The sequence below is a fragment of the Nitrosomonas sp. sh817 genome (genome assembly GCF_030908545.1).
Classification (GTDB): Bacteria; Pseudomonadota; Gammaproteobacteria; order Burkholderiales; family Nitrosomonadaceae; genus Nitrosomonas.
This window is the reverse complement of record NZ_CP133083.1, coordinates 1951338-1971815: the sequence shown is the minus strand read 5'-3', so window position 1 is coordinate 1971815 and position 20478 is coordinate 1951338. Positions and strand designations below refer to the sequence as shown.

The 20478-nt window shown below is 47.1% G+C and carries 21 protein-coding genes and 1 other RNA gene; 15 read left to right on the top strand and 7 right to left on the bottom strand.

The window, feature by feature from the left end:
- Positions 1-61: 61 nt before the first annotated feature.
- From RBH92_RS09245 to RBH92_RS09225, 6 genes are all read left to right on the top strand, one after another.
- Entirely contained in the window at positions 62-388 is a 327-nt protein-coding gene (locus RBH92_RS09245; protein WP_307931798.1) for a hypothetical protein, read from the top strand.
- A gap of 161 nt (positions 389-549) precedes the next feature.
- Positions 550-1518 carry a DUF932 domain-containing protein gene (locus RBH92_RS09240; protein WP_307931797.1) on the top strand — a complete coding sequence of 323 codons (969 nt, stop codon included), beginning with the start codon at positions 550-552 and terminating at the stop codon, positions 1516-1518.
- Between the two features lie 157 nt (positions 1519-1675).
- Complete coding sequence (locus RBH92_RS09235) at positions 1676-2683, top strand: YqaJ viral recombinase family nuclease (RefSeq protein ID WP_307931796.1); 1008 nt, start codon at positions 1676-1678, stop codon at positions 2681-2683.
- A gap of 47 nt (positions 2684-2730) precedes the next feature.
- Positions 2731-3633, top strand: a complete 903-nt coding sequence (locus tag RBH92_RS09230; protein ID WP_307931795.1) for a recombination directionality factor — start codon at positions 2731-2733, stop codon at positions 3631-3633.
- Positions 3634-4568: 935 nt separating this feature from the next.
- Positions 4569-4808: a helix-turn-helix transcriptional regulator gene (locus RBH92_RS14985; RefSeq protein WP_374049931.1), complete on the top strand. Its 240-nt coding sequence runs from the start codon at positions 4569-4571 to the stop codon at positions 4806-4808.
- 389 nt (positions 4809-5197) lie between these two features.
- Positions 5198-6451: a YagK/YfjJ domain-containing protein gene (locus RBH92_RS09225; RefSeq protein WP_307931794.1), complete on the top strand. Its 1254-nt coding sequence runs from the start codon at positions 5198-5200 to the stop codon at positions 6449-6451.
- Between the two features lie 241 nt (positions 6452-6692).
- Here RBH92_RS09225 and RBH92_RS09220 read toward each other — a convergent pair whose 3' ends face one another.
- From RBH92_RS09220 to RBH92_RS09195, 6 genes are all read right to left on the bottom strand, one after another.
- Complete coding sequence (locus RBH92_RS09220; RefSeq protein WP_307931793.1) at positions 6693-7904, bottom strand: tyrosine-type recombinase/integrase; 1212 nt, start codon at positions 7902-7904, stop codon at positions 6693-6695.
- A gap of 164 nt (positions 7905-8068) precedes the next feature.
- Positions 8069-8428, bottom strand: a transfer-messenger RNA (tmRNA) gene (gene ssrA, locus RBH92_RS09215).
- Between the two features lie 92 nt (positions 8429-8520).
- The gene (locus tag RBH92_RS09210) at positions 8521-9168 is read right to left on the bottom strand and encodes an HAD family hydrolase (RefSeq protein ID WP_307931792.1); all 648 of its coding nucleotides are present in this window, start codon (positions 9166-9168) and stop codon (positions 8521-8523) included.
- Between the two features lie 44 nt (positions 9169-9212).
- On the bottom strand, positions 9213-9920 hold the full coding sequence (ubiG, locus tag RBH92_RS09205; RefSeq protein WP_307931791.1) for a bifunctional 2-polyprenyl-6-hydroxyphenol methylase/3-demethylubiquinol 3-O-methyltransferase UbiG: 708 nt from the start codon (positions 9918-9920) through the stop codon (positions 9213-9215).
- Positions 9921-9932: 12 nt separating this feature from the next.
- A complete protein-coding gene (locus RBH92_RS09200) occupies positions 9933-11267 on the bottom strand; it encodes a TRZ/ATZ family hydrolase (RefSeq protein WP_307931790.1) in 1335 nt (444 codons plus the stop codon).
- 120 nt (positions 11268-11387) lie between these two features.
- On the bottom strand, positions 11388-12083 hold the full coding sequence (locus RBH92_RS09195; RefSeq protein ID WP_307931789.1) for an OmpA family protein: 696 nt from the start codon (positions 12081-12083) through the stop codon (positions 11388-11390).
- Positions 12084-12500: 417 nt separating this feature from the next.
- Between RBH92_RS09195 and RBH92_RS09190 the strand changes: the two genes are divergently transcribed.
- From RBH92_RS09190 to sixA, 9 genes are all read left to right on the top strand, one after another.
- Complete coding sequence (locus tag RBH92_RS09190; RefSeq protein WP_307931788.1) at positions 12501-13229, top strand: ABC transporter ATP-binding protein; 729 nt, start codon at positions 12501-12503, stop codon at positions 13227-13229.
- A 16-nt stretch (positions 13230-13245) separates the two neighbouring features.
- On the top strand, positions 13246-13989 hold the full coding sequence (locus RBH92_RS09185) for an ABC transporter permease (RefSeq protein ID WP_307931787.1): 744 nt from the start codon (positions 13246-13248) through the stop codon (positions 13987-13989).
- A gap of 19 nt (positions 13990-14008) precedes the next feature.
- Positions 14009-15373: a GldG family protein gene (locus RBH92_RS09180; RefSeq protein ID WP_307931786.1), complete on the top strand. Its 1365-nt coding sequence runs from the start codon at positions 14009-14011 to the stop codon at positions 15371-15373.
- Positions 15370-16245: a DUF4340 domain-containing protein gene (locus RBH92_RS09175; RefSeq protein ID WP_307931785.1), complete on the top strand. Its 876-nt coding sequence runs from the start codon at positions 15370-15372 to the stop codon at positions 16243-16245. Before RBH92_RS09180 ends, RBH92_RS09175 begins: the two co-directional genes overlap by 4 nt.
- On the top strand, positions 16245-17075 hold the full coding sequence (gene mutM / locus RBH92_RS09170; RefSeq protein ID WP_307931784.1) for a bifunctional DNA-formamidopyrimidine glycosylase/DNA-(apurinic or apyrimidinic site) lyase: 831 nt from the start codon (positions 16245-16247) through the stop codon (positions 17073-17075). Before RBH92_RS09175 ends, mutM begins: the two co-directional genes overlap by 1 nt.
- A gap of 182 nt (positions 17076-17257) precedes the next feature.
- On the top strand, positions 17258-18070 hold the full coding sequence (proC, locus tag RBH92_RS09165; protein WP_307931783.1) for a pyrroline-5-carboxylate reductase: 813 nt from the start codon (positions 17258-17260) through the stop codon (positions 18068-18070).
- Positions 18071-18129: 59 nt separating this feature from the next.
- On the top strand, positions 18130-18705 hold the full coding sequence (locus RBH92_RS09160; RefSeq protein ID WP_307931782.1) for a YggT family protein: 576 nt from the start codon (positions 18130-18132) through the stop codon (positions 18703-18705).
- A 12-nt stretch (positions 18706-18717) separates the two neighbouring features.
- On the top strand, positions 18718-19023 hold the full coding sequence (locus RBH92_RS09155) for a DUF167 domain-containing protein (protein ID WP_307931781.1): 306 nt from the start codon (positions 18718-18720) through the stop codon (positions 19021-19023).
- A gap of 23 nt (positions 19024-19046) precedes the next feature.
- Positions 19047-19499 (top strand): phosphohistidine phosphatase SixA, encoded by a 453-nt coding sequence (gene sixA, locus RBH92_RS09150; protein WP_307931780.1) that lies wholly within the window; start codon positions 19047-19049, stop codon positions 19497-19499.
- Between the two features lie 57 nt (positions 19500-19556).
- Here sixA and RBH92_RS09145 read toward each other — a convergent pair whose 3' ends face one another.
- Entirely contained in the window at positions 19557-20477 is a 921-nt protein-coding gene (locus RBH92_RS09145) for a LysR family transcriptional regulator (RefSeq protein WP_307931779.1), read from the bottom strand.
- Position 20478: the final 1 nt, after the last annotated feature.

The following is a 20478-nucleotide window of genomic DNA, read 5'->3' as shown; positions in this document are numbered from 1 at the left end:
GCATTTTTCATCCATCGAGCATCATCAATGCTCTCTTTCTTGATATTTTTAAGGAGTTTCTATGGCTATTCATTGCCCCAAATGCAGTTCAACCTTGATCACAGCCCGCAGTATGGGCAAAAAAGTCTGTTGCGGCATCGGTATCGTCGCTGGCGGTGCTCAAGGTGTCTCGAATGCACTCAAAGGTGCAAAAATCGGCGGTGAAGTTGGCGCTTTCTTCGGCCCATCCGGTGCGTTCATGGGCCGATTTGCCGGTGCGCTGATCGGCGCCATGATCGGCGGAGTTTCCGGCGGTATGGCGGGCGCGCAAGTCGGCGAAATAATTGACGACCAAGTGCTGGATAACTACGAATGCCTGCAATGCGAGTATGTTTTCAGGATCGATTGACACGCAATCATCCGGTACATCTCGGTTTTAGTCGCTTTTTAGCTTTTCCACTTTTCTCTTTTATTCCCTTTTTCATCAACGCAAGTACCGGTCTATCGTTTTTTCGAAGCGATGGTCTCGTTACGTGCATTTTTATACTTACTCATAAGGAAAAACATACCATGTCACATCTCGTTCAAAATATAGCTTATTCCGGTGAAACACCCTGGCACCAATTAGGCAACCGCTTGCCCGCCAAACAATCGATTGAAGTCTGGGCCGAGAAAGCCGGAATGGATTGGAGTATCTGCGAAGCGCCAGTGCGCTACATGACCGAACAAATCGGATCATTGGGTTCATTGCGGTCGTTTGACGAACAAAAAGTGCTGTACCGCAGCGACACCAAAGCACCATTATCGGTAGTCAGTGAACGCTATCAAGTCGTCCAACCCAAGGCAATTCTGGAGTTTTATCGCGATCTCACCGAAGTATCCGGCTTCGAGCTTGAAACCGCCGGGGTTCTCAAGGAAGGCAAGAAATTCTGGGCTTTGGCTAGAACTGGCAAGGAAACCAGGCTCAAAGGCGACGATGCCGTCAATGGCTACATTCTGCTTGCCACTTCCTGCGATGGAACGCTGGCCACTACCGCAACACCTACCACCATTCGCGTGGTGTGCAACAACACATTATCCATCGCGCTCAATGGTGCTAGCAGCGCCATCAAAGTGCCGCACAGCACCAGCTTCGATGCGCAAGCCGTCAAAAAGCAACTCGGTATCGCCGTATCGCAGTGGGATAGCTTCATGTATCGCATGAAAACCCTATCGGAGCGCAAAGTCAAAAGCCACGAATCGCTGAATTACTTCCTCAAGGTGCTATGCCAAACCGATGATCACGACAATCAACCCTCCGGTCTCAAAAATGAACGAGCGTTGAAAGCCGTGCAATCGCTGTACGACGGTCACGGCAGAGGTGCGCAACTGGCATCCGCCAACGGCACGGCTTGGGGACTGCTCTGCGCAGTCACCGAGTTTGTCGATCACGAAAAAAGAGCCAGAAGCCAAGGGCACAGACTCGATAGCGCATGGTTCGGACAAGGTGCGAGTCTGAAACAACGCGCCCTCGATTACGCGCTGCAACTGGTGGAGTAAGTTCGCTATCGGTTCATCCATCCGGTATGAAGAAACAATAAAACTCAACTATTCAACTCAGCTCAAATATCCATCTCATCCACCCCAGTCAATAGTGCATTGGCTGGGTTTTTTTCATTTTTAAAGAAAGAAAACTATCCACCTGACAGGGAAAATTATGAGCAACTCTCCTAAACCCGAAAGAAAGATAAAAATCCAACCGGCATTAAAACTCATCAAAACCCGCGATCTCAACCGGGATCAGTGGTTGACCGTTCGCAAGAACGGTATTGGCAGTTCCGATGCGGCTGCGGCTGTTGGTCTCAATCCTTACAAATCACAACTGGAATTGTGGCTGGAAAAGACAGGCCGCGATGGCAATTTACCGAAAACCGACCCCAACGACGAATCCAGTCCGATGTACTGGGGGATTCTATTGGAACCATTCGTTGCCGCCCAATACACCAAGCGTACCGGAAACAAGGTCAGACGTATCAATGCAGTATTGCAGCATCCCATTGAACCTTGGATGCTGGCCAATATAGACAGGGAAGTGACCGGTGCGCCGGATGTGCAAATTCTGGAATGCAAAACTACCGGCATCAACGGCGTAAAACTGTGGAAAGAAGGCGTGCCGGAATATGTCCAGCTTCAGGTCATGCATCAACTGGCGGTCACTGGTAAACAAGCGGCTGATGTGGCAGTGCTGATTTGCGGCCAGGAACTACAAGTACACCGTATAGAGCGGGACGAGATGATGATCGAACAATTGATCGAGTTGGAGCGGCAATTCTGGCGTTTCGTGGAACTGGATCAAGCACCGCCTGCCGATGGTTCGGAATCCGCGGAGTTGGCTTTGCGATCCCTGTATCCGCACGATAACGGAAAAACGCTCGATTTGAGCCATGATCCGGAAATGTCACAAACATTCTCCGACTTGCTGGCAGTCAGGCAAACCTTGGCCAGCCATAGCCAGCTCGAATCCCAATTGAAGCAGAAAATCCAGCAACGTCTGGGTGAAGCAACCAAAGCGCTGTTTGAAACCGGCGAAGTCACCTGGAAACGTAGCAAAAACAAAACAGAATTGGATACTGACCGGTTGCTCAAAGATCAACCTGATTTGCTGCAACGCTATGGCTTTACCAAGCCCGGTTCACGGCGCTTTCTGATTCATGAATCAACCTGAATTCCCCTAAAACTAACTGCTATATTGTGCTATAGAAAGGAACCATCATGCTCAAAGGACTTGCATTAACACCGCCAGTGATTGGACGGATAACTATCGGTAAAGTCGTAGAAAAGAACGGTAAACGATTGCCTGAAAAAGACGATGAATTCACGATTACCAGCCAAATACAAAACAAGGACGGCTGGATCAATCATCCATTGAACGAAACCCTGCGTAAAGAACACGGTAACAAGTTGCGCAATATTCCGATAAGGCTGCTGTTTAATGATCCGGATCTCAATTTACGCGCCAATTACACGATGTTCGACCGGCAAACCGGCAGACCTGTCTGTGTTGGCAATGGTGATACATGCCGACGGGCAACTAATACGGGTATTCAATCATTTCCTTGTGCAGCGCCGGAATCGTGCGAGCTGGCTAAGAGCGGCAATTGCAAGCCTTATGGCCGGTTGAATGTTCGTATCGATGATGAGGATGAATTGGGCAGCTTTGTGTTTCGCACTACGGGATTTAACAGTATCCGCACGCTATCCACCCGATTGCGTTACTTTGCTGCGGCATCGGGCGATTTGCTTTCAACATTACCACTGGAACTTCGCCTGCGCGGAAAATCGACCACTCAATCGCACCGAGCACCGATCTATTATGTTGATCTGACGATCAGAACAGGCATGACTATGGCTGAGTCCATCGCCAAAGCCAGAACACTTGCCGATGAACGGAAAGCATCGGGTTTTAATCAAGTTGCTTTGGACGAAGCGGCTAAATTGGGGTTTGAGAATGGGGCATTCGAGGATTCTGAGGAAGAAGGCGTTGCTGTGGTTGAGGAGTTTTATTCTTACGACATTCCCGCAGATGATCGGGATAAATCGGAGAACAAGCGCGATTTGGCAACCAAATTAGGCAAAAAAATGGAGCAGCTCAATTTATCTGAAGCGTCAACATAGAAGTAAAACAGTAGAGCAAAGTATGTTTTGAAGCAACATCGGATTACAAAATCCGATGTTGGAATAGTGTAAAAGGTAATTTTTATTTAACCCCTAACTTATATAAAGTTTCTGTTCTGATTTCCCAAAATTTTAAAAATATGTGACTAATTTTCGATCAGTGATTTGCTTGGAATCCAATTTAATTGACATCTCATTTTTGTTATCAGTCAAAAGAAAAATCATGCTGATTTAATCTGATATACAAAAAAAGGGGATGTACAGCGTTAAGTGTTATTAGGGTATTATTGATGTGCAGAGTTGAGTGTTATTTACTGATTAGAATGTATTTTATTTTTTAAAGAATTTTCCTATTTTCAGCCAGAAAAACAAATAATGAAATCTGATTTCTGAGGTTATCATTGAATCAGAAATCAGGTTTTAATTTAGTGACAGATTACAAATTGAAGGTTAAGTTTAGATGTCATTAGTCGAACTGATTGTTAACTAAAACCCGCTCAAAATTCATTGACAGTAAATTGTATCTTTTGTAGAATTTAACATGTCATAGTTTTTAAAGGGTGTATCTATAGATAAACATATACATTACAAATTGCTTCATACAGAAATTGACTAAGGTTCGTCCTTCAAAAACGAACTACATATACCAGATACGTTGTGACAAAGAAAATCACAGCGATCCAAAATAGCAGTGATAAAAAAATCACAAGCTATCATCTACAAGTGCAAATAATGAAAAAGCTAAAAGCAGCATTCATTAGTTGCAACATCTTATCGGTAGTTTATTTGCATACTTAGCAAATTCTTCAGCTTACTACCCTATTACCCTATATATCGAATTTTTTAGATCTAATTAACTTATCAACTTGGCTCAAGAGCTTTCGTGCCTTGAACATAAATTAAGCTCTTAGCCTCTTTGGAGGATTCTTGATTTTATGATTGAAAAAAATACAAATAATATACTTTTACGACTTCCCGCCGTTTTGCATCGCACGGGACTTAGTAGAAGCACTGTATATCTAAAAATAAATAGCAAATCAAAATACTTTGACGCGTCTTTCCCAAGGCCGGTTCCTCTTTCTTCAGAAATTCGAGGTGGAGTGGCGTGGTCGCTATCTGAAATTGAGCAGTGGATATCATCGCGCATAAACGCACGCGAAAATAGACAAAACTAGCGCTGTAAATCCCACCAGCCTATCAAGGCTGATGGGATAACTCCGTACATTGCATCAATTTTTTTGATCTTGGTATTAAAGGAAATTGATTACATACAACACAGGAACGCTTAGGGATTTCTTAAGCTGAGGATTATGCATTTATATGTTATTAATTAGAGTGTTATAACTTAAGATAAGCTACTGCTCCATAGTATTGGAACAAGAACTACCAATCGATTGGTTACAGGTTGTTAAGCTCATACTTAATGACAAAACTTAATGAAAATCCAATGATTTATTCATAAAACTTAGAAAATAGAAAAACTAAAAATATATTCTATTGATTTTTATTGTGAATATCATTGAAATCTCTAAGCTCTATTAAAGTAAAAACAAATAGAGGTAATATGAAAAAACTAAGTGATGAAGATAAAGCAATACTGCTTAAAGGGCTCTTGAGATTTACAACAGATGAAGAGACACGCACAGTATCCGATTTTACTGGAGAGGATGTTAATCTGTTTTATTCATTGGAAAGCTTATTGGACATATTGGCTACCCAAAGAGATTGTCAGGAAGTAATAAAAAAATCCATTGTCGCAAAATGCAATGACAAGATAAAAAGTAGAAAAGCATATACTGAATATCAGAATTATGTCGACTCTTGGCAGGGAGATTTTGTAAGGATTTTTCCAGATTTTGCTTATCTGATGAGCCGACTTTCAAAAGAGTATGAATTCAGTATACATACAGAAATTTTTAGAGCGCTTTGTCGAGACCGTAGTTTTGGACTTGATGAGTTTTTCTTATCCGATTTTTGCGGTTTGCCTGGATTTTATTATGATCAATATGGTGAAGAAAACGGTGAACGAGCTCGAGTATTCATAAATGATTTTTTTAAAGATTTATGGTTACGGTTGCGGGAACCCAAAACCAGAAAGAAAGTTCTTGATGCAAGAAAAGCGGCAGAAAGAAATGTGAAAGAATATTGCAAGTATGTCAGAAGCCTTTTTGCTGCAAAAACACCGATCAACGCCATCAGAATTGATTTATCTTATAAAGACGACACTCAGGTTAGCCTAAAAGATCTAATTCAAGATCTTAAGCATCTTCATACCAATATGCGCCATAAACCAAAGTTGTTCAAGGGTCTACTTGGCCATGTGGAGAAAATTGAATATGGATTATGCAAAGGTTTTCACGTCCATGTATTATTTTTCTTCTCATCTGAGCGTAGAGCCAATGCCGATGTTTATTTGGCAGAACAGATTGGTCGATATTGGGTTGATCGGATTACGGACGGAAAAGGTCACTACTGGAACGTTAACGCCAACAAAAAGCAATATAAAGACATAGGCCAATTAGGAATTGGTGAAATTCACGCGCACGACGAAGAAACGATCAATCACTTATGCAACAAGGTTGTAACATATATGTGCAAAGTCGAGCAGTTTATTAAGCCCGTAGCTAACCCTAAAACAAAATTGCTTCGTAGAGGTGAAATGCCCAAATTGACTTTTCCTAAGCGAGGAAGGCCACGAAATATAGAGCAAAATACCAATTTACCTAGTGTTATTGAAAAAACACAGGAAATTCCAAATGGATCTGTCTCGAATCAATTGAGATCTCCAGTATCGCAAAGATTTAATAATTCAATTTAATTTTATATGGTGATTTTTTCTGTTGTAACTTTAAATGTAAGTTCTAAAGATTACTTCGGAAAGGATTAAGGCAGTCATTCCCCGGTTCTGCCGGGGAATTCTCGAAGATTTAACCAATGCGATTTGTGGTGATCAGCTAATTTTGGATACAAAGCTAGACTAATATTCTGCTTTGGCTGGAGGTATATCTTTCGTGTATAGTTTCGGTCGGTCTGGTTGTAATAATCTGTTGTATAGCGCATTAGGCATTTTTATGTATAGGAATTATTTCTGCTCCAACTTTTAGCTTGTCAAGATAATCTGCCCATTGCTGCATCATTTTTCTTCGTTCCGGTAAATGAGCTGTGCGATTATAAGCGCGCCCATTAGGGTCACGTACCGCATGAGCTAGTTGGTGTTCAATAAAATCAGGTCGTACACCCAAAACCTCATCAAGAATAGTTCGTGCAACTGCTCGAAAGCCATGTCCACTCATTTCTTCTTTATCAATACCAAGGCGACGCATAGCTGCAAGAATTGCGTTATCACTCATGGGGCGGTGGTGACTGCGTGCACTTGGGAAAACAAAACGACTATTGCCGGTAAGTGGTTGGAGTTCTAGTAATATTTCCACAGCTTGACGAGAAAGTGGGACGATATGTTGTGTACTAGTCTTAGTAACAAGGTAACGCCATTCTGCGGTTTCAAAATCGATATTAGCCCATTCAGCATTACGCAATTCACCAGGTCGGACAAAAACCAGTGGAGCAAGGCGTAAGGCGCAGCGAACCGTCAGAGTGCCCTCATAACCATCCATTGCACGCAAAATTTCAGCTACTCTTTTGGGTTCAGTGGTTGCAGCAAAGTGTGTGCCTTTGACTGGCGGTAATGCGCCACGAAGATCTCCAGACGGATCACGTTCGGCGCGTCCAGTTGCAACTGCATAGCGAAAAACTTGGCTGCAATTGCTCAATGCTCTATGTGCAGTTTCCAGCGCACCACGGCTTTCAATGCGACGAATTACGCTGAGTAGCTCGGGAGCGGTTATTTCTGCAATTGGTCTCCCGCCAATCCAGGGAAAAATATCTCGCTCAAAACGACGAATAATCCGATCGCCATGATTTGATACCCAAGTAGGCGAATATTTGACAAACCATTCTCGTCCTACTACTTCAAAGCTATTTGCTGCTCGATCCATTCTTGTGGATTTTATCGCTTTACGATTTTCACTTGGATCAACACCGTTAGCGAGTAGCTTGCGAGCTTCGTCTCGACGATCTCGAGCATCCTTCAAACTTATATCTGGATAAACACCCAGTGAAATTCTTTTTTCCTTATTATCGAAGCGATATTTTAGGCGCCACCATTTTCCACCTTTGGGAGAGACTTCTAAATATAATCCCCGTTCGTCAAATAACTTAATGGATTTAACGCCAGCCTTTATATTTCGAATTGCTGTATCGGTTAGAGGCATCTGGGGCAACTCCTTGTTGAGACAATTCAGTTATCCCCAATGTTGCCCCCACTTGCCCCTGGATGTCAATACACTTGGTTAGACTATTTTGGACAATTATTCAATGAAAAACCCGATATTACACGGGTTTATTAGATGCGATTGAATATTGTTGGATGGTAAAATGGTGGAGACGGCGGGAATCGAACCCGCGTCCGCAAGCCCTCTACAGGCAGTTCTACATACTTAGCCATGTTATTTAATTTGACCTGGCATCCGCCAACCGGCGGGCTGATGACAGGCGAGTCACCTTGCGTTTAACGTTTTATAAAGTGACCCTATAAAACGCGATCCTCGTTAGTGACTCTGCTGTCTGTTGCCAGACCCGGCGTTGAGGCCCACCGGTGCAGAGGCTAGCCGATTAAGCGGCTAAAGCGTAGTTTTCGTCGTTTGCGACTATAGTTTTCAGATGGATTTACGAGGTAATCTGATCCTCGGTATGCCCTACTCTGCTTTGCAACCCACGTCGAAACCAGATCGTCCCCGGTATTCGTTTTGGTAGTGCATAGATAGTGATGAAAATGAAAAGTTCAAGTCCTATGCGCCGGTTATTTTAACAGAAATAGCGTACGCTTCCTTAGAGATAAACCAGCAGTTCTTCGGGGTGGTCGATCAGATGGCGCGCGCCCCAAGCTTCCGGCGGTTGTTCGTTGCCAAGGTATCCATAGCGAGCCACGACCGGTTGCATGCCGGCGGCGAGGCTGGCTTGCACGTCGCGAATGTCGTCGCCCAGATAGATGCAGTGTGCGGGAGCGATATCGATTTTGCGGCTGGCGGTCAGCAGCGGTTCCGGGTGTGGCTTGGTGTTGGCTATTTCGTCGCCGCAAATGATACAGGCGACGCGTTGCGCTAGGCCAAGCTCATGAATGAGCGGATGCGCGAACCGTGCCGGTTTGTTGGTGACGATGCCCCATGGCAGGCTGCGTTTCTCCAATTGAATGAGCAGCGCATCGACGCCGGGAAACAGACAGGTGTCATGGCAGAGGCGTTCCGTATAAAAATCGAGGAATTCGTCACGCATCGATTCATAGCCATGGTCGCCCGGCTTGATGTTGAAACCCAGCCCCAGCAAGCCGCGGGATCCGGCGGAAGCCAGCGGGCGGATCTCGGCGATGGATAGCTCGGGCAAACCGCGCGCGGTACGCTGCCGGTTCAACGCATGACCGAGATCGAGTGCGGTATCGGCGAGGGTGCCGTCGAAATCGAAGAGTACGGCTTTAATCATAATCAGAGCAGGTTATTGCTAAATTAATGGGAGCCGGACGCGGATTAGCTGCGATACGCCATGATGTAGTTGACGTCGGTATCGTGTTCCAGCGCATAGATTTTGGTGATCGGGTTGTACGTCATGCCGATCAGTTGTTCACCGGTTAGACCGGCGTTGCGGGCCATGCGGGCGAGTTCGGACGGTTTGATGAATTTGGCGTATTCGTGCGTGCCGCGTGGCAACAGTTTAAGAATGTATTCGGCGCCGATGATAGCGAACAAATAGGCTTTCGGATTACGATTGATGGTCGAAAAGAAAATCCAGCCGCCAGGCTTCGCCAACTGCGCGCAGGAGCGGATCACGCTCATCGGGTCCGGCACATGTTCGAGCATCTCCATGCAAGTGACCACATCGTAATGTTGCGGTTGTTCTTTTGCCAGCGATTCCACGGTGATCTTGCGGTAATCAACGCGATGCCCGCTTTCGAGCAGATGCAATTTTGCGACTTTCAACGCCTTGTCGCTGAGGTCGATACCGGTGACATGCGCGCCCATCGAGGCCATGCCTTCGGATAAAATGCCGCCGCCGCAGCCGACATCCAATACGGTTTTGCCAGTCAATCCGCCAGCCAGGTCATTGATGTAGTTGAGACGCAACGGATTGATTTCATGCAGCGGTTTGAATTCGCTGTTGGGATCCCACCAGCGGTGCGCGAGTTGGCTGAATTTTTCCAGTTCGAGCGGATCTGCATTGATGCCGTCATTTTCCATAAATAGTTTCCTTTATTGTTTTTCTGAATTTGCGATACGCTCTTGCCAGAAAGTTGCGCGGTATTTGAGTTCCGATGGGCTGAGTGTCGTCAATTCGCCGTCGTCCAGCAGCATTTTACCATTTACCCAAACGTGACTCACGTGCTCGCGTCCTGCGGTGTAGATTAAATGGGAAACTGGATCGTAACAAGGGGTGAGGTTGAGATCGGAAAAATTGACGGCTGTGATATCGGCGGCTTTGCCGCTAACCAGCGATCCGGTGATGCTTTCCAGTCCGAGCGATCTTGCGCCATTCAAAGTGGCCATTCGCAAAACTTGGTGAGCGGGCAGGGTATCGGCCCGGCGATTGGTGATTTTTGCCAGCAATGCCGCTAGCCGCATTTCTTCAAACATATCCAAGCGATTGTTGCTGGCCGCGCCATCGGTGCCGAGGCCGACATTGATGTCCTGATTCAATAACGCGGCAACCGGGGAAAAGCCGCTGGCAAGCTTCATATTCGATGACGGGCAATGAACGATATTACAGTCATGTTGATGCATCAGCTTAATTTCATAGTCGGTCAGATGCGTCATGTGGACGGCAATCAAATTCGGGCCGAGCAGTCCGAGATGGCGCAGGCGTTCAATCGGCCGTATGCCGGTTGATTCCAGACTCATGCGGATCTCATCTTCGGTTTCGTGCAAATGCGTGTGAATTGGCGCATCCAATTGCTCGGCGTAGGTCAGGATGCGATTGAATGTTTTATCACTGACGGTATAGGGAGCATGGGGCGCAAAGCAGAAAGACAGCAGCGGGTGATTTTGATAATGATCACGCAGCTCAAGGCCTTTTGCGAGATAGTCGTCGGCATCGCTGGCATAGGCGGTTGGAAAATCGATGACCACCATGCCGATAGCCGCACGCATACCGGCATTAATAGCGGCTTCCGCGCTGGATTGCGGAAAAATGTACATATCGTTGAAGCAGGTAATGCCGCCCTTGATCATTTCAGCGCAGGCGAGCTGCGTGCCGTCCAGAACAAACTGTGCATTGACATGCTGATTTTCTGTTGGCCATATGTGCCGGTGTAACCATTCCATCAGCGGCAAATCGTCGGCAAGCCCGCGCATCAACGTCATGGCGGCGTGTGTGTGCAAATTGATTAATCCCGGGATAAGCACATGATCGGCGAGTGTTATCGTTTGCTGCGGCTGGTAACGTTGCTTGGCTTCAGGGAGCGGCAGAATATCCCGGATCATTCCTTGATGCACCGCGATGGCGTGGCGATTGAAGATTGTGTCTGCCGGTTCAACCGGGATAATCCATCGGGCAGAGATGAGGGTGTCGATTTCTATCCGATCATTCATGCAAACATTGCTAGCGAAAACAAAAAGCCCTGTATTTCAACAGGGCTTTAAAGTAAAAATATAAAAGGATATTTCGTGTAATAACCATTCAATCACACGAAGGTGATTGAAGCAGTCTGATTAATTACTGTCCTTAATCGTTCTTCTTGTTCCGGCAACCTCAATTTCAACACGGCGATCAGGCGCCAGGCAATCGATCAACGCTTTGGTTTTTCTGTCGCCGATGCAACTGTTGCCAGTGACTGGATTTGCTTCACCTTTACCGTCGACAAACACGCGATCCGGGCTGATGCCTCTTGAAACGAGGTGAGCTTTAACTGCTTCTGCACGGCGCAACGACAGGTTTCTGTTGTACTCTTCCGAACCAATGCGGTCAGCGTAACCCACTGCGATAATCAGATCATATTTGAGATCGCTGATGCCACCGACGAATTCGTTTAAAGATTGGGCGCCGGCTGGTTTGAGTTTTGCGCTATCAAAATCAAATAATGCATCGGCAGAGAAAGTTATTTTATCCGGAGCCGTGGTAGCAGCATCTGCAGCGGCAGCAGCGGCAGGAGCAGCTGCAACTTCATCCGGTTTTTTAACCAGATCCGGATCACATTCATGGATAGCCATGGCCGGAGTCCAGTAACCCGTCCGCCAGCACAGGCCGGTTGTGTTTCTGGCAACGATGCCGCGATCATCGATACCATACGCTTCCGCTTTTTTGACCGTGCTATCAGCCTCTGTTCCTTGTGCCAAAACAGCACCAGAAAACATTGCTGATGAGAGAATCATTCCGATTAGGGTATTTTTAGCTGATATTTTCTTCATGCTGTTGTCCTTTTAATGAAAACTCTGATTCATAGAGTTCTATTGATTATACAAAAATGTTTTGCAATCATATTCTAAAAGCCTTTTCAATTCTACTACTTCAAGTAAATTCGTGTGTAATATCTCGATTTGATTATTCGGATAACCGAATCAATGTGTTGTGTTAATGCAACAGCCGGGTGTTTAAAATTGCCGATAATATTCCAATGAGATCGAATGAGCCGCGATCGATTTGCATAAAAGAATCGTGATCATGACAATTAACGTTCGTCGCACAAACCCGGTTCCGGGTTAGTCGAGTCGAAACCGGTGAATTGTCGAGTGATCGGACGTATACTTGGATCAGGCCGGGTATTGTCAACTTTGATAAGCCTGGTTCATTGCTATCATGAAATTATTTAATTGCCGGAATGCCGCATGACTGAAACAGTAACCGAAATTACCTTGTCGGCTCGAAATTTATGCCGTGAATATGGTCGCTTTGTGGCGGTCGATCATGTGAATCTGGAGCTGCGCAGAGGTGAAGTGTTAGGATTGCTTGGGCCGAATGGTGCCGGAAAAAGTACGACCATGCGCATGCTCACCGGCATTTTGGCGCCCGGGAGCGGCAGCATACAGATTTGCGGTGTCGACTTATCGGAAGATCCGATAGCAGCTAAGGCGCATGTGGGCTTTTTACCGGAAATACCGCCGCTCTATCCGGATTTGACAGTTGATGAATATTTACGATTGGCGGCCAGGTTGCATCGCGTGCTTAAACAAGCGGTGCCCGCCGCGATGAAAAATGTTAAACAGCGCTGCGGATTGAATGATTGCGGTGATCGGTTAATTGGCGCCTTGTCGAAAGGATTTCAGCAACGTGTAGGTCTTGCGCAGGCCATCATCCATAATCCGGCTGTCATTATTCTGGATGAACCCAGCGTGGGGCTGGATCCGAATCAGATGCGCGAAATCCGTCAATTAATTCGTGATTTGGGCAAAACCAGCAGCGTTATTTTGTCGACCCATCTGTTACCGGAAGTTGAAAGTATTTGTGATCGTGTGCAAATCTTGCATAAAGGTCAAGTAGTCTTCAATCAAAGCATGCCGGAAATACAACAGCGCGATGTGCACCTGGAATCGGTATTCACACAGCTTACCCAATGAAATTAGGAATTGCCTCATGATTGCAATCATCATCCGGAAAGAATTAATGATGCTGTTTATTTCTCCGCTCGCATGGGTATTGCTAGCGGCGATTCAATTGATTCTGACTTGGTTCTTTCTGATCCGGCTCGATGCGTTTCTTGAAATTCAACCGCAGATGCTGCAAATCGCAAATCCCCCCGGCGTAACCGAAATGATCGTGTCGCCTGTTTTCGCCTTAGCGGCCATCGTCTTGATGATGATTGCCCCTATACTATCCATGCGTTTATTCGCGGAGGAACGGCGCAATCACACGCTTGGTTTTCTGCTCGCCGCACCGGTTTCCATTACTGCTATCGTTCTCGGAAAATTTTTCGCGCTCATGATTTTTTTTACCATCATTGCCATCCTGATCGCGTTATTATCCTTGTCCTTATTACTGGGTGGAGTACTGGACATGGGGTTGATCGCGAGTAATTTGCTGGGTTTGTTTTTTTTGACCGCTTGTTTTTCCGCGCTTGGGTTGTATTTCTCAAGCTTGACAGCCCAGCCGGCCATTGCCGCAGTTGCTTCATTAGCGGCGTTACTCGGGCTTTGGATGATCGATCTGGCTGCCAGTGAAACCGAAGGGTGGTTGCATTATTTTTCATTGTTGAAGTATTTCCGGTACTTCAATCAAGGTTTGATCGATACGCTGGCGATCAGCTATTTCCTATTGTTTATGGTTGCATTTCTGGTGCTGACAATCCGCCGTCTCGAAGGGGAACGATTACATGACTAATCTTGTTTGATCGTGAGCCATGACCGGAATTAACCATAAACTGCGCCAGCAACACCGGATTCGTCACGGTGTTTTCGTTATTCTGTTATTAGTGCTGATGGTTGTGCTGGGGTATCTTGCAACGCAATATCGAATGCAATGGGATATCAGCCAAAATCAACGAAACAGCCTCAATGAAGCCAGTATCGACATATTGCAAAAGTTGCCCGGGCCGGTGCAGGTAACTGCCTATGCGACCGAATATCAAGCGGAAATCGGGGACATCCGTAAAGTCATTGCCGATTTTATATCGTTATATCAACGGATTAAACCGGATCTTGTGCTGCAATTCATTGATCCAGTGGAACAACCGTTGCTCGCACAACAAGCAAATGTACAGATCAATGGTGAGATGGTGATTTCCTACCGGCATAAAACCGAGCATCTCGCGGTAATCAATGAGCAGACTTTTTCGAATGCGCTGATGCGATTGGCGCGGCTGGAAGATAAATTAATCATCGAATTAAGCGGACATGGCGAACGTAAGCTGGATGGCCATGCGAATTTTGACTTGGGAGAATTTGGAAAATCTTTGCAAAGATCCGGGTTTAGCAATCAATCGCTGAATCTGGCGATCGAACGGGATATTCCATTGAATGCGGATCTGTTGATCATTGCTTCGCCGCAAGTGGACTTGTTACCGGGTGAAGTGGATAAATTGCTGGAGTATATCGACCGGGGCGGCAATTTGTTATGGCTGGTCGATCAGGAATCGCTGCGCGGCCTATTGCCGCTGACTGAAAAATTACGTCTGACGCTAACGCCGGGTACTGTTGTGGATCCGCATGCCGAGCAGCTCAAAGCGCCGGTGACTTTTTCGCTGGGCGCGGTCTATGGTCAGCACCCGATAACCAGCGGTTTCCAATATATTACGGTGTTCCCTTATGCGCGCCAGATTACCATTGATGACAACGCCGACTGGAATAGTGTTTCGCTGGTTGAAGTGGCGCCGGATGGGTGGGTCGAAACCGGCGATTTGAATGCCGGGATCGCATTTGACGAAGCGGCCGATGTCCCCGGTCCCATCAGTGTCGCCGCGGCACTTTCCCGTAATATCAACGACCGCGAACAGCGTGTCGTGATAGTCGGCAGCGGCCATTTTCTGGCCAATACTTATCTGGGCAATGGTAATAATCTGGATTTCGGCATTAATCTGGTCAATTGGCTGACTGGTGATGAAGAGATGATGGTCATTCAACCCCGCGCAACGATCGATAACAATCTGATGTTGAATCAATCGCAACTGACACTGATGGCAGCGGGGCAGATGGTGGTATTGCCTCTGCTGTTTCTGGCAACCGGGATCAGTATCTGGTGGTATCGCAGGAGAAAAGCAACACCATGACACATCATGCGCGTCTCAATTGGATCATGTTTGCCACCATCGCGGGTTTGCTGGTGTTTCTATATTTCAGGCCGCCGTCACAAGAACTATTGGAATATCCGGTTTTCAATAAACCCGAGGCGCTTGTGCACAGCTTGCGCATCATCCGGCGTCATCAGGAAGAAATCGCGCTTGAACGTTCCGGCGCTCATTGGCGCATGATCAAGCCGGTGGACGCTGCGGTGGATCAGCGAAAGGTTGAAGCAATATTGGAAATTTTGAATGCGCGTAGCGAGCATCAGCTTCCCGCGGCCGACTTGGGTCGTTTTGGTCTGCTGCAACCCAGCATCCGGCTTTTTATAGACGATCAATCGATTGGATTTGGCGGTTTCGCCCCGGTCAAGCATCAGCAATATGTTCAGACGGAGCAACATGTTTATTTGATTTCGCCGCGCTACGGCTTGTTATTGCCGCACAGCGCGGCAGAATTGATCAATCCGGTGATGTTGCAACCGGGTGAAAATCCGAGCAAGTTTGTTTTGCCGCAATTCGAAATTGCGATGCAAGATGATCAATGGCAGGTCGCTTCGCAAAATCAAAGTGAGTCAATCGAGCATGAAACGATTGTGCAATGGATAGAACGCTGGCAATCGTTACCGGCTGCCGAATTGACAATCGGCGGTCCCGCTGAAGCCGGTTCGACTGAAAAAAGTAAAATCGGAATTGAATTACAAGATGGGCGAACCATTGATTTTGAAGTATTGCAAAATGAATCATCCATCATTTTGCTGAGACCGGGCAATGGCATCGGTTATCATTTTTCAATTGAAGCCGGCCGGCAATTGCTTGATCCGCATGCTATCCAGCCGCAATTATCAACACCCGGTCACTGATGCCGGAACTGCCGGAAGTCGAAACAACACGGCGCGGCATTGCGCCTTACTTGCAGGGACAAACCATTGCAAAGGTCATCGTCCGCAATGCAAAACTGCGTTGGCCGGTACCGGATAATCTGCCGTCGCTGGTTAGTGGATTGACCATTCAAGAAATTCGCAGACGGGCAAAATATTTGCTGCTGGATTGCGGGGACGGCACACTAATCATTCATCTGGGCATGTCGGGCAGTTTGCGGGTTTATCCGCTGACGGACGCCGGAAAAGCCGGATTACCCCATCAGCATGATCACTTTGACTTGGTGCTGCGCAATGAAACGGTATTGAGATTGCGGGATCCGCGCCGTTTTGGCGCGGTATTATGGCATGCGGGCGATGCATTGCTTCATCCCTTGCTGGTCAATCTGGGGCCGGAACCGTTGACGCTGGAATTCAATGCCAGCGGATTGTTTGATCAAACCCGCGGCCGCGTTGCCAGCATCAAGCAGACGCTGATGAATCAACAAATCGTCGTGGGTGTCGGGAACATTTACGCCAATGAAGCTTTGTTTACCGCTGGAATACATCCTAAAACCGCAAGCGGCAAAATCAGCAAAATCCGCTATGAAAAATTGGTTCATGCGGTTAAACAGACGTTGCAGCAAGCGATTGAGGCGGGAGGGAGCAGCTTGCGCGATTTCGTCCATAGCGACGGAACGCCGGGGTATTTTCAGCAGCACTATTGGGTTTATGGACGGGAAGGGCAGCATTGTAAAAAATGTGGAAGCATTATTAAACAAATCAGGCAGAATCAGCGCTCCAGCTTTTATTGTCCGGTCTGCCAGCGCTGATGATTGGGTTAAGAGCATCTCTAGAAATTCAAAGTTTTAAACAAAACGAGGCGCGAGCAAAACATATTGACGCGGCATATGATTGATATGTAAGGAAATTTTTTTGCTAGCAACAAAGTGTTGTGACAAAATCTGGATTTTTAGAGGTGCCCTTGAGTTGATGACACGATAAAAGGGTTACTATGAAAATTACGTTTGTTGGCGGCGGGAATATGGCGTCCGCATTAATCAGCGGGTTGTTGAAACAGGGTTTCTCCGCCCGGCAATTGCAGGTGGTTGAAATCAATCCCGGAAGCCGTGAACAATTAAAACTGGATTTCGGCATTGCCGTTTATGAGAGTCTTGCGGATGGCGTTACCGGCAGCGATGTCATCGTATTATCCGTGAAACCGCAGCAATTTCCTGATCTCACAAAAGATCTTGCGCCGTTGTTGAATAATCAATTAGTCATATCGATTGCCGCCGGCATATGCGCCACGGATATCGTGCGCTGGTTAAATGGCCATGATAGGGTCATTCGCGCCATGCCGAATACGCCTTCACTGGTGGGAAGCGGCGTGGCCGGTTTATACGCGGCGCCGGGAATCGATGAGCAAGACAAGAAAAATGCCGAGTCGATTCTGGCAGCGGTTGGTTCGACGCTTTGGGTGGACGGCGAAGAATTATTGCACGCCGTTACCGCGATTTCTGGCAGCGGACCGGCTTATGTTTTCTATTTCATGGAAGCCATGCAGCAAGCGGGCGTAGAGTTGGGTTTAACAACTGAGCAAGCCAGGCGTTTAAGTTTGCTGACTTTTACAGGCGCCAGCAAGTTAGCGGGTTCGAGCGATGATGATGTGACGCTTTTGCGAGCGCGCGTGACCTCCAAAGGTGGTACCACCGAACAGGCAATTCAAACAATGGAAAAAAATGAGATTAAGTGTAAGATCATAGCCGCTATTCATGCGGCGAATGATCGTTCCCGTGAAATGAGCGATGAATACGGCAAGATATAAGCGTGATGTTGTCAGTGAGTCATTGCATTAACTAACAATTCGTTTTCTGGAAAATTACTATGTCTAATCAGATCCTGGTTTTTCTTATTGATACCCTGCTGGGCTTGCTTTCTTTAGCATTGTTATTGCGGTTTTATTTTCAACTGCTGCGAGTGCCTTATTACAATTCAGTTTCGCAGTTTTTAATTGCGGTTACTGATTTTATGGTCAGACCGGCGCGCCGATTCATCCCAGGATGGGGCGGCATGGACATGTCAACTTTGGTGCTTGCCTGGCTGCTGGAAAGCATCATTTTGACCAGTGTCTATGTCATGCAAGGTTATGACTTCGATGCCAATATTATTTTTTCGCTGGGCGTGATGGGGCTGCTGGGGATGGTTTCCATTGTCAAAACGACGCTCTATATCATTTTGGTCATGATCATCATGCAAGCGGTATTGTCTTGGGTTAATCCGAATAGTCCGCTGGCGCCGTTACTCGACAGTTTTACCCGTCCATTTCTGATGATTTTCCGCAAACGCATTGCGCCGATTGCGAATGTCGATTTATCACCGTTATTCGTGCTCATTGTGATTCAAGTACTGCTCATGATTGTGGCGAGTTTCCACATGGAGATTTCGGCACTGCTGCATTAAACGCTTGCTCGAATGGCTCCCTGGTATCACTATGATAAAGTGAATAATCTGGTGTTGACACTGCATATTCAACCGGGTGCGAAAATGACCGGAATAACCGGACTATACGGCGATGCATTGAAAATCAGGCTTGCAGCCCCACCGGTCGACGGTAAAGCCAACACGGTGTTGCTGAACTATCTGGCGGATCGGTTTAATGTGCCGTTGAGCCAAGTGATTCTGAAACAAGGTGAAAAATCACGCCGCAAGGTGGTGGTGATTCAGCAACCAATACAGAACCCGGAGCAACGATTGAACGAACTACAACATTTTTTGTAAAACGTCAGGAAGATCAAAATACCATGGAATTAATTTTATGGCGGCATGCCGATGCTGAAAATAGTTACCCGGATGCGCCGCGCAAATTGACAAGCAAAGGGTTGGATCAAGCGCAACGGATGGCTGATTGGCTGCGAGCGAAGCTTCCGGAGCACACCCGAGTGATTGTCAGCCCGGCCGTGCGGACACAGCAAACAGCGATCGCCTTGACTGAACATTTCACAACCGTTGATAGCATCGGGCCGGGTGCAAACGTGCAAGCGGTGCTTAATGCGGCCGGCTGGCCGGCTGCATCCGGCGCAGTCGTGGTTGTCGGACATCAGCCGACGATCGGCGAGATTGTCCGTTATCTGATTCCGGTCGTGCCGGCGGGACTGAGTGTGAGAAAAGGATCGGTTTGGTGGATCCGCTGCCAGGAAAAGGATAACGGGATCGAACCGGTATTGCATACCGTCATGTATCCAGACATGCTATGAAGATTCGCATGGATGGTTTTAGCTATTTTGGTTGATTTAGAGTAATTCTGAAATATTTTAGCTTTTATTCAAGCATTTATCCCAATAAGGCAAACCTTCGAACCGTTTAACCATAAAATCCACGAATGCCCGGACGCGCTGTGACAAATGGCGAGTTTGCGGGTAGATGGCATAGGCGGAGAGCGGCGGGCAGTGGTAATCGGTTAATAGCGGCACCAGCGCGCCGCGTTCGATTTCTTTGTAGACAATAAACGTCGGTATCAGCACGATACCCAATCCCGCAACGGCGGCATCGCGCAGGAATTCGCCGTTGCCGGCTTTCAGGTAGGGTCTGGTACTAATTTTGATCAATTGCCCGCCGACATCGTAAACCTGCCACTGTTCAATCGGGTTGGTCAGGTTATACGCCAGGCAACGATGTTGGCGCAGCGCTTCCAGCTCGTGTGGAATGCCATTCCGTTCCAGATAATCCGGGCTGGCGCACAGGATCGTTTGGATAGGCGCGAGGCGGCGCGCGATTAAGCTTGAGTCAGCCAGGCTGGCAATGCGGATGGCGAGATCGAAACCTTCCGTCAGCAAATCGACTTGACGGTCGTTGAAATCCAGATCGAATTCAATGTCCGGGTGTTGCTGCAAAAATTCATTGATGGCCGACCCCAGGTGCATCAAGCCGAAACTCAGCGGCACCGTCACTTTCAGGGCGCCTTTTAATGCGCCATGCGATTGCGACGTGGCCAGTTCGGCTTCGAGAACGTCGGCGAGAATGCGCACCGCTTGCTGATAAAATCCCCGGCCGCTGTCGGTCAGATTCATTTGCCGCGTGGTGCGGTGAAACAATTCCACACCCAGGTGCGTTTCGAGTTCCTTCAAGCGACGGCTTACGACGGATTTGGCGACATCCATGCGATCCGCAGCGGCGCTGATGCTGCCGGTTTCGACCACGCGCACAAACGTGTTCATATTTTCATATCGATCCATA

Excerpts from the sequence above, each read along its gene's own strand:
- RBH92_RS09245 (WP_307931798.1), top strand. The coding sequence starts at position 62 with ATGGCTATTCATTGCCCCAAATGCAGTTCAACCTTGATCACAGCCCGC.
- RBH92_RS09210 (WP_307931792.1), bottom strand. The coding sequence starts at position 9,168 with ATGATTAAAGCCGTACTCTTCGATTTCGACGGCACCCTCGCCGATACC.
- RBH92_RS09155 (WP_307931781.1), top strand. The coding sequence starts at position 18,718 with ATGGCTCCCTGGTATCACTATGATAAAGTGAATAATCTGGTGTTGACA.
- RBH92_RS09220 (WP_307931793.1), bottom strand. The coding sequence starts at position 7,904 with ATGCCTCTAACCGATACAGCAATTCGAAATATAAAGGCTGGCGTTAAA.
- RBH92_RS09195 (WP_307931789.1), bottom strand. The coding sequence starts at position 12,083 with ATGAAGAAAATATCAGCTAAAAATACCCTAATCGGAATGATTCTCTCA.
- sixA (WP_307931780.1), top strand. The coding sequence starts at position 19,047 with ATGGAATTAATTTTATGGCGGCATGCCGATGCTGAAAATAGTTACCCG.
- RBH92_RS09190 (WP_307931788.1), top strand. The coding sequence starts at position 12,501 with ATGACTGAAACAGTAACCGAAATTACCTTGTCGGCTCGAAATTTATGC.
- RBH92_RS09180 (WP_307931786.1), top strand. The coding sequence starts at position 14,009 with ATGACCGGAATTAACCATAAACTGCGCCAGCAACACCGGATTCGTCAC.
- RBH92_RS14985 (WP_374049931.1), top strand. The coding sequence starts at position 4,569 with ATGATTGAAAAAAATACAAATAATATACTTTTACGACTTCCCGCCGTT.
- mutM (WP_307931784.1), top strand. The coding sequence starts at position 16,245 with ATGCCGGAACTGCCGGAAGTCGAAACAACACGGCGCGGCATTGCGCCT.
- RBH92_RS09240 (WP_307931797.1), top strand. The coding sequence starts at position 550 with ATGTCACATCTCGTTCAAAATATAGCTTATTCCGGTGAAACACCCTGG.
- RBH92_RS09230 (WP_307931795.1), top strand. The coding sequence starts at position 2,731 with ATGCTCAAAGGACTTGCATTAACACCGCCAGTGATTGGACGGATAACT.
- ubiG (WP_307931791.1), bottom strand. The coding sequence starts at position 9,920 with ATGGAAAATGACGGCATCAATGCAGATCCGCTCGAACTGGAAAAATTC.
- RBH92_RS09160 (WP_307931782.1), top strand. The coding sequence starts at position 18,130 with ATGTCTAATCAGATCCTGGTTTTTCTTATTGATACCCTGCTGGGCTTG.
- RBH92_RS09225 (WP_307931794.1), top strand. The coding sequence starts at position 5,198 with ATGAAAAAACTAAGTGATGAAGATAAAGCAATACTGCTTAAAGGGCTC.
- RBH92_RS09175 (WP_307931785.1), top strand. The coding sequence starts at position 15,370 with ATGACACATCATGCGCGTCTCAATTGGATCATGTTTGCCACCATCGCG.
- proC (WP_307931783.1), top strand. The coding sequence starts at position 17,258 with ATGAAAATTACGTTTGTTGGCGGCGGGAATATGGCGTCCGCATTAATC.
- RBH92_RS09185 (WP_307931787.1), top strand. The coding sequence starts at position 13,246 with ATGATTGCAATCATCATCCGGAAAGAATTAATGATGCTGTTTATTTCT.
- RBH92_RS09145 (WP_307931779.1), bottom strand. The coding sequence starts at position 20,477 with ATGGATCGATATGAAAATATGAACACGTTTGTGCGCGTGGTCGAAACC.
- RBH92_RS09200 (WP_307931790.1), bottom strand. The coding sequence starts at position 11,267 with ATGAATGATCGGATAGAAATCGACACCCTCATCTCTGCCCGATGGATT.
- RBH92_RS09235 (WP_307931796.1), top strand. The coding sequence starts at position 1,676 with ATGAGCAACTCTCCTAAACCCGAAAGAAAGATAAAAATCCAACCGGCA.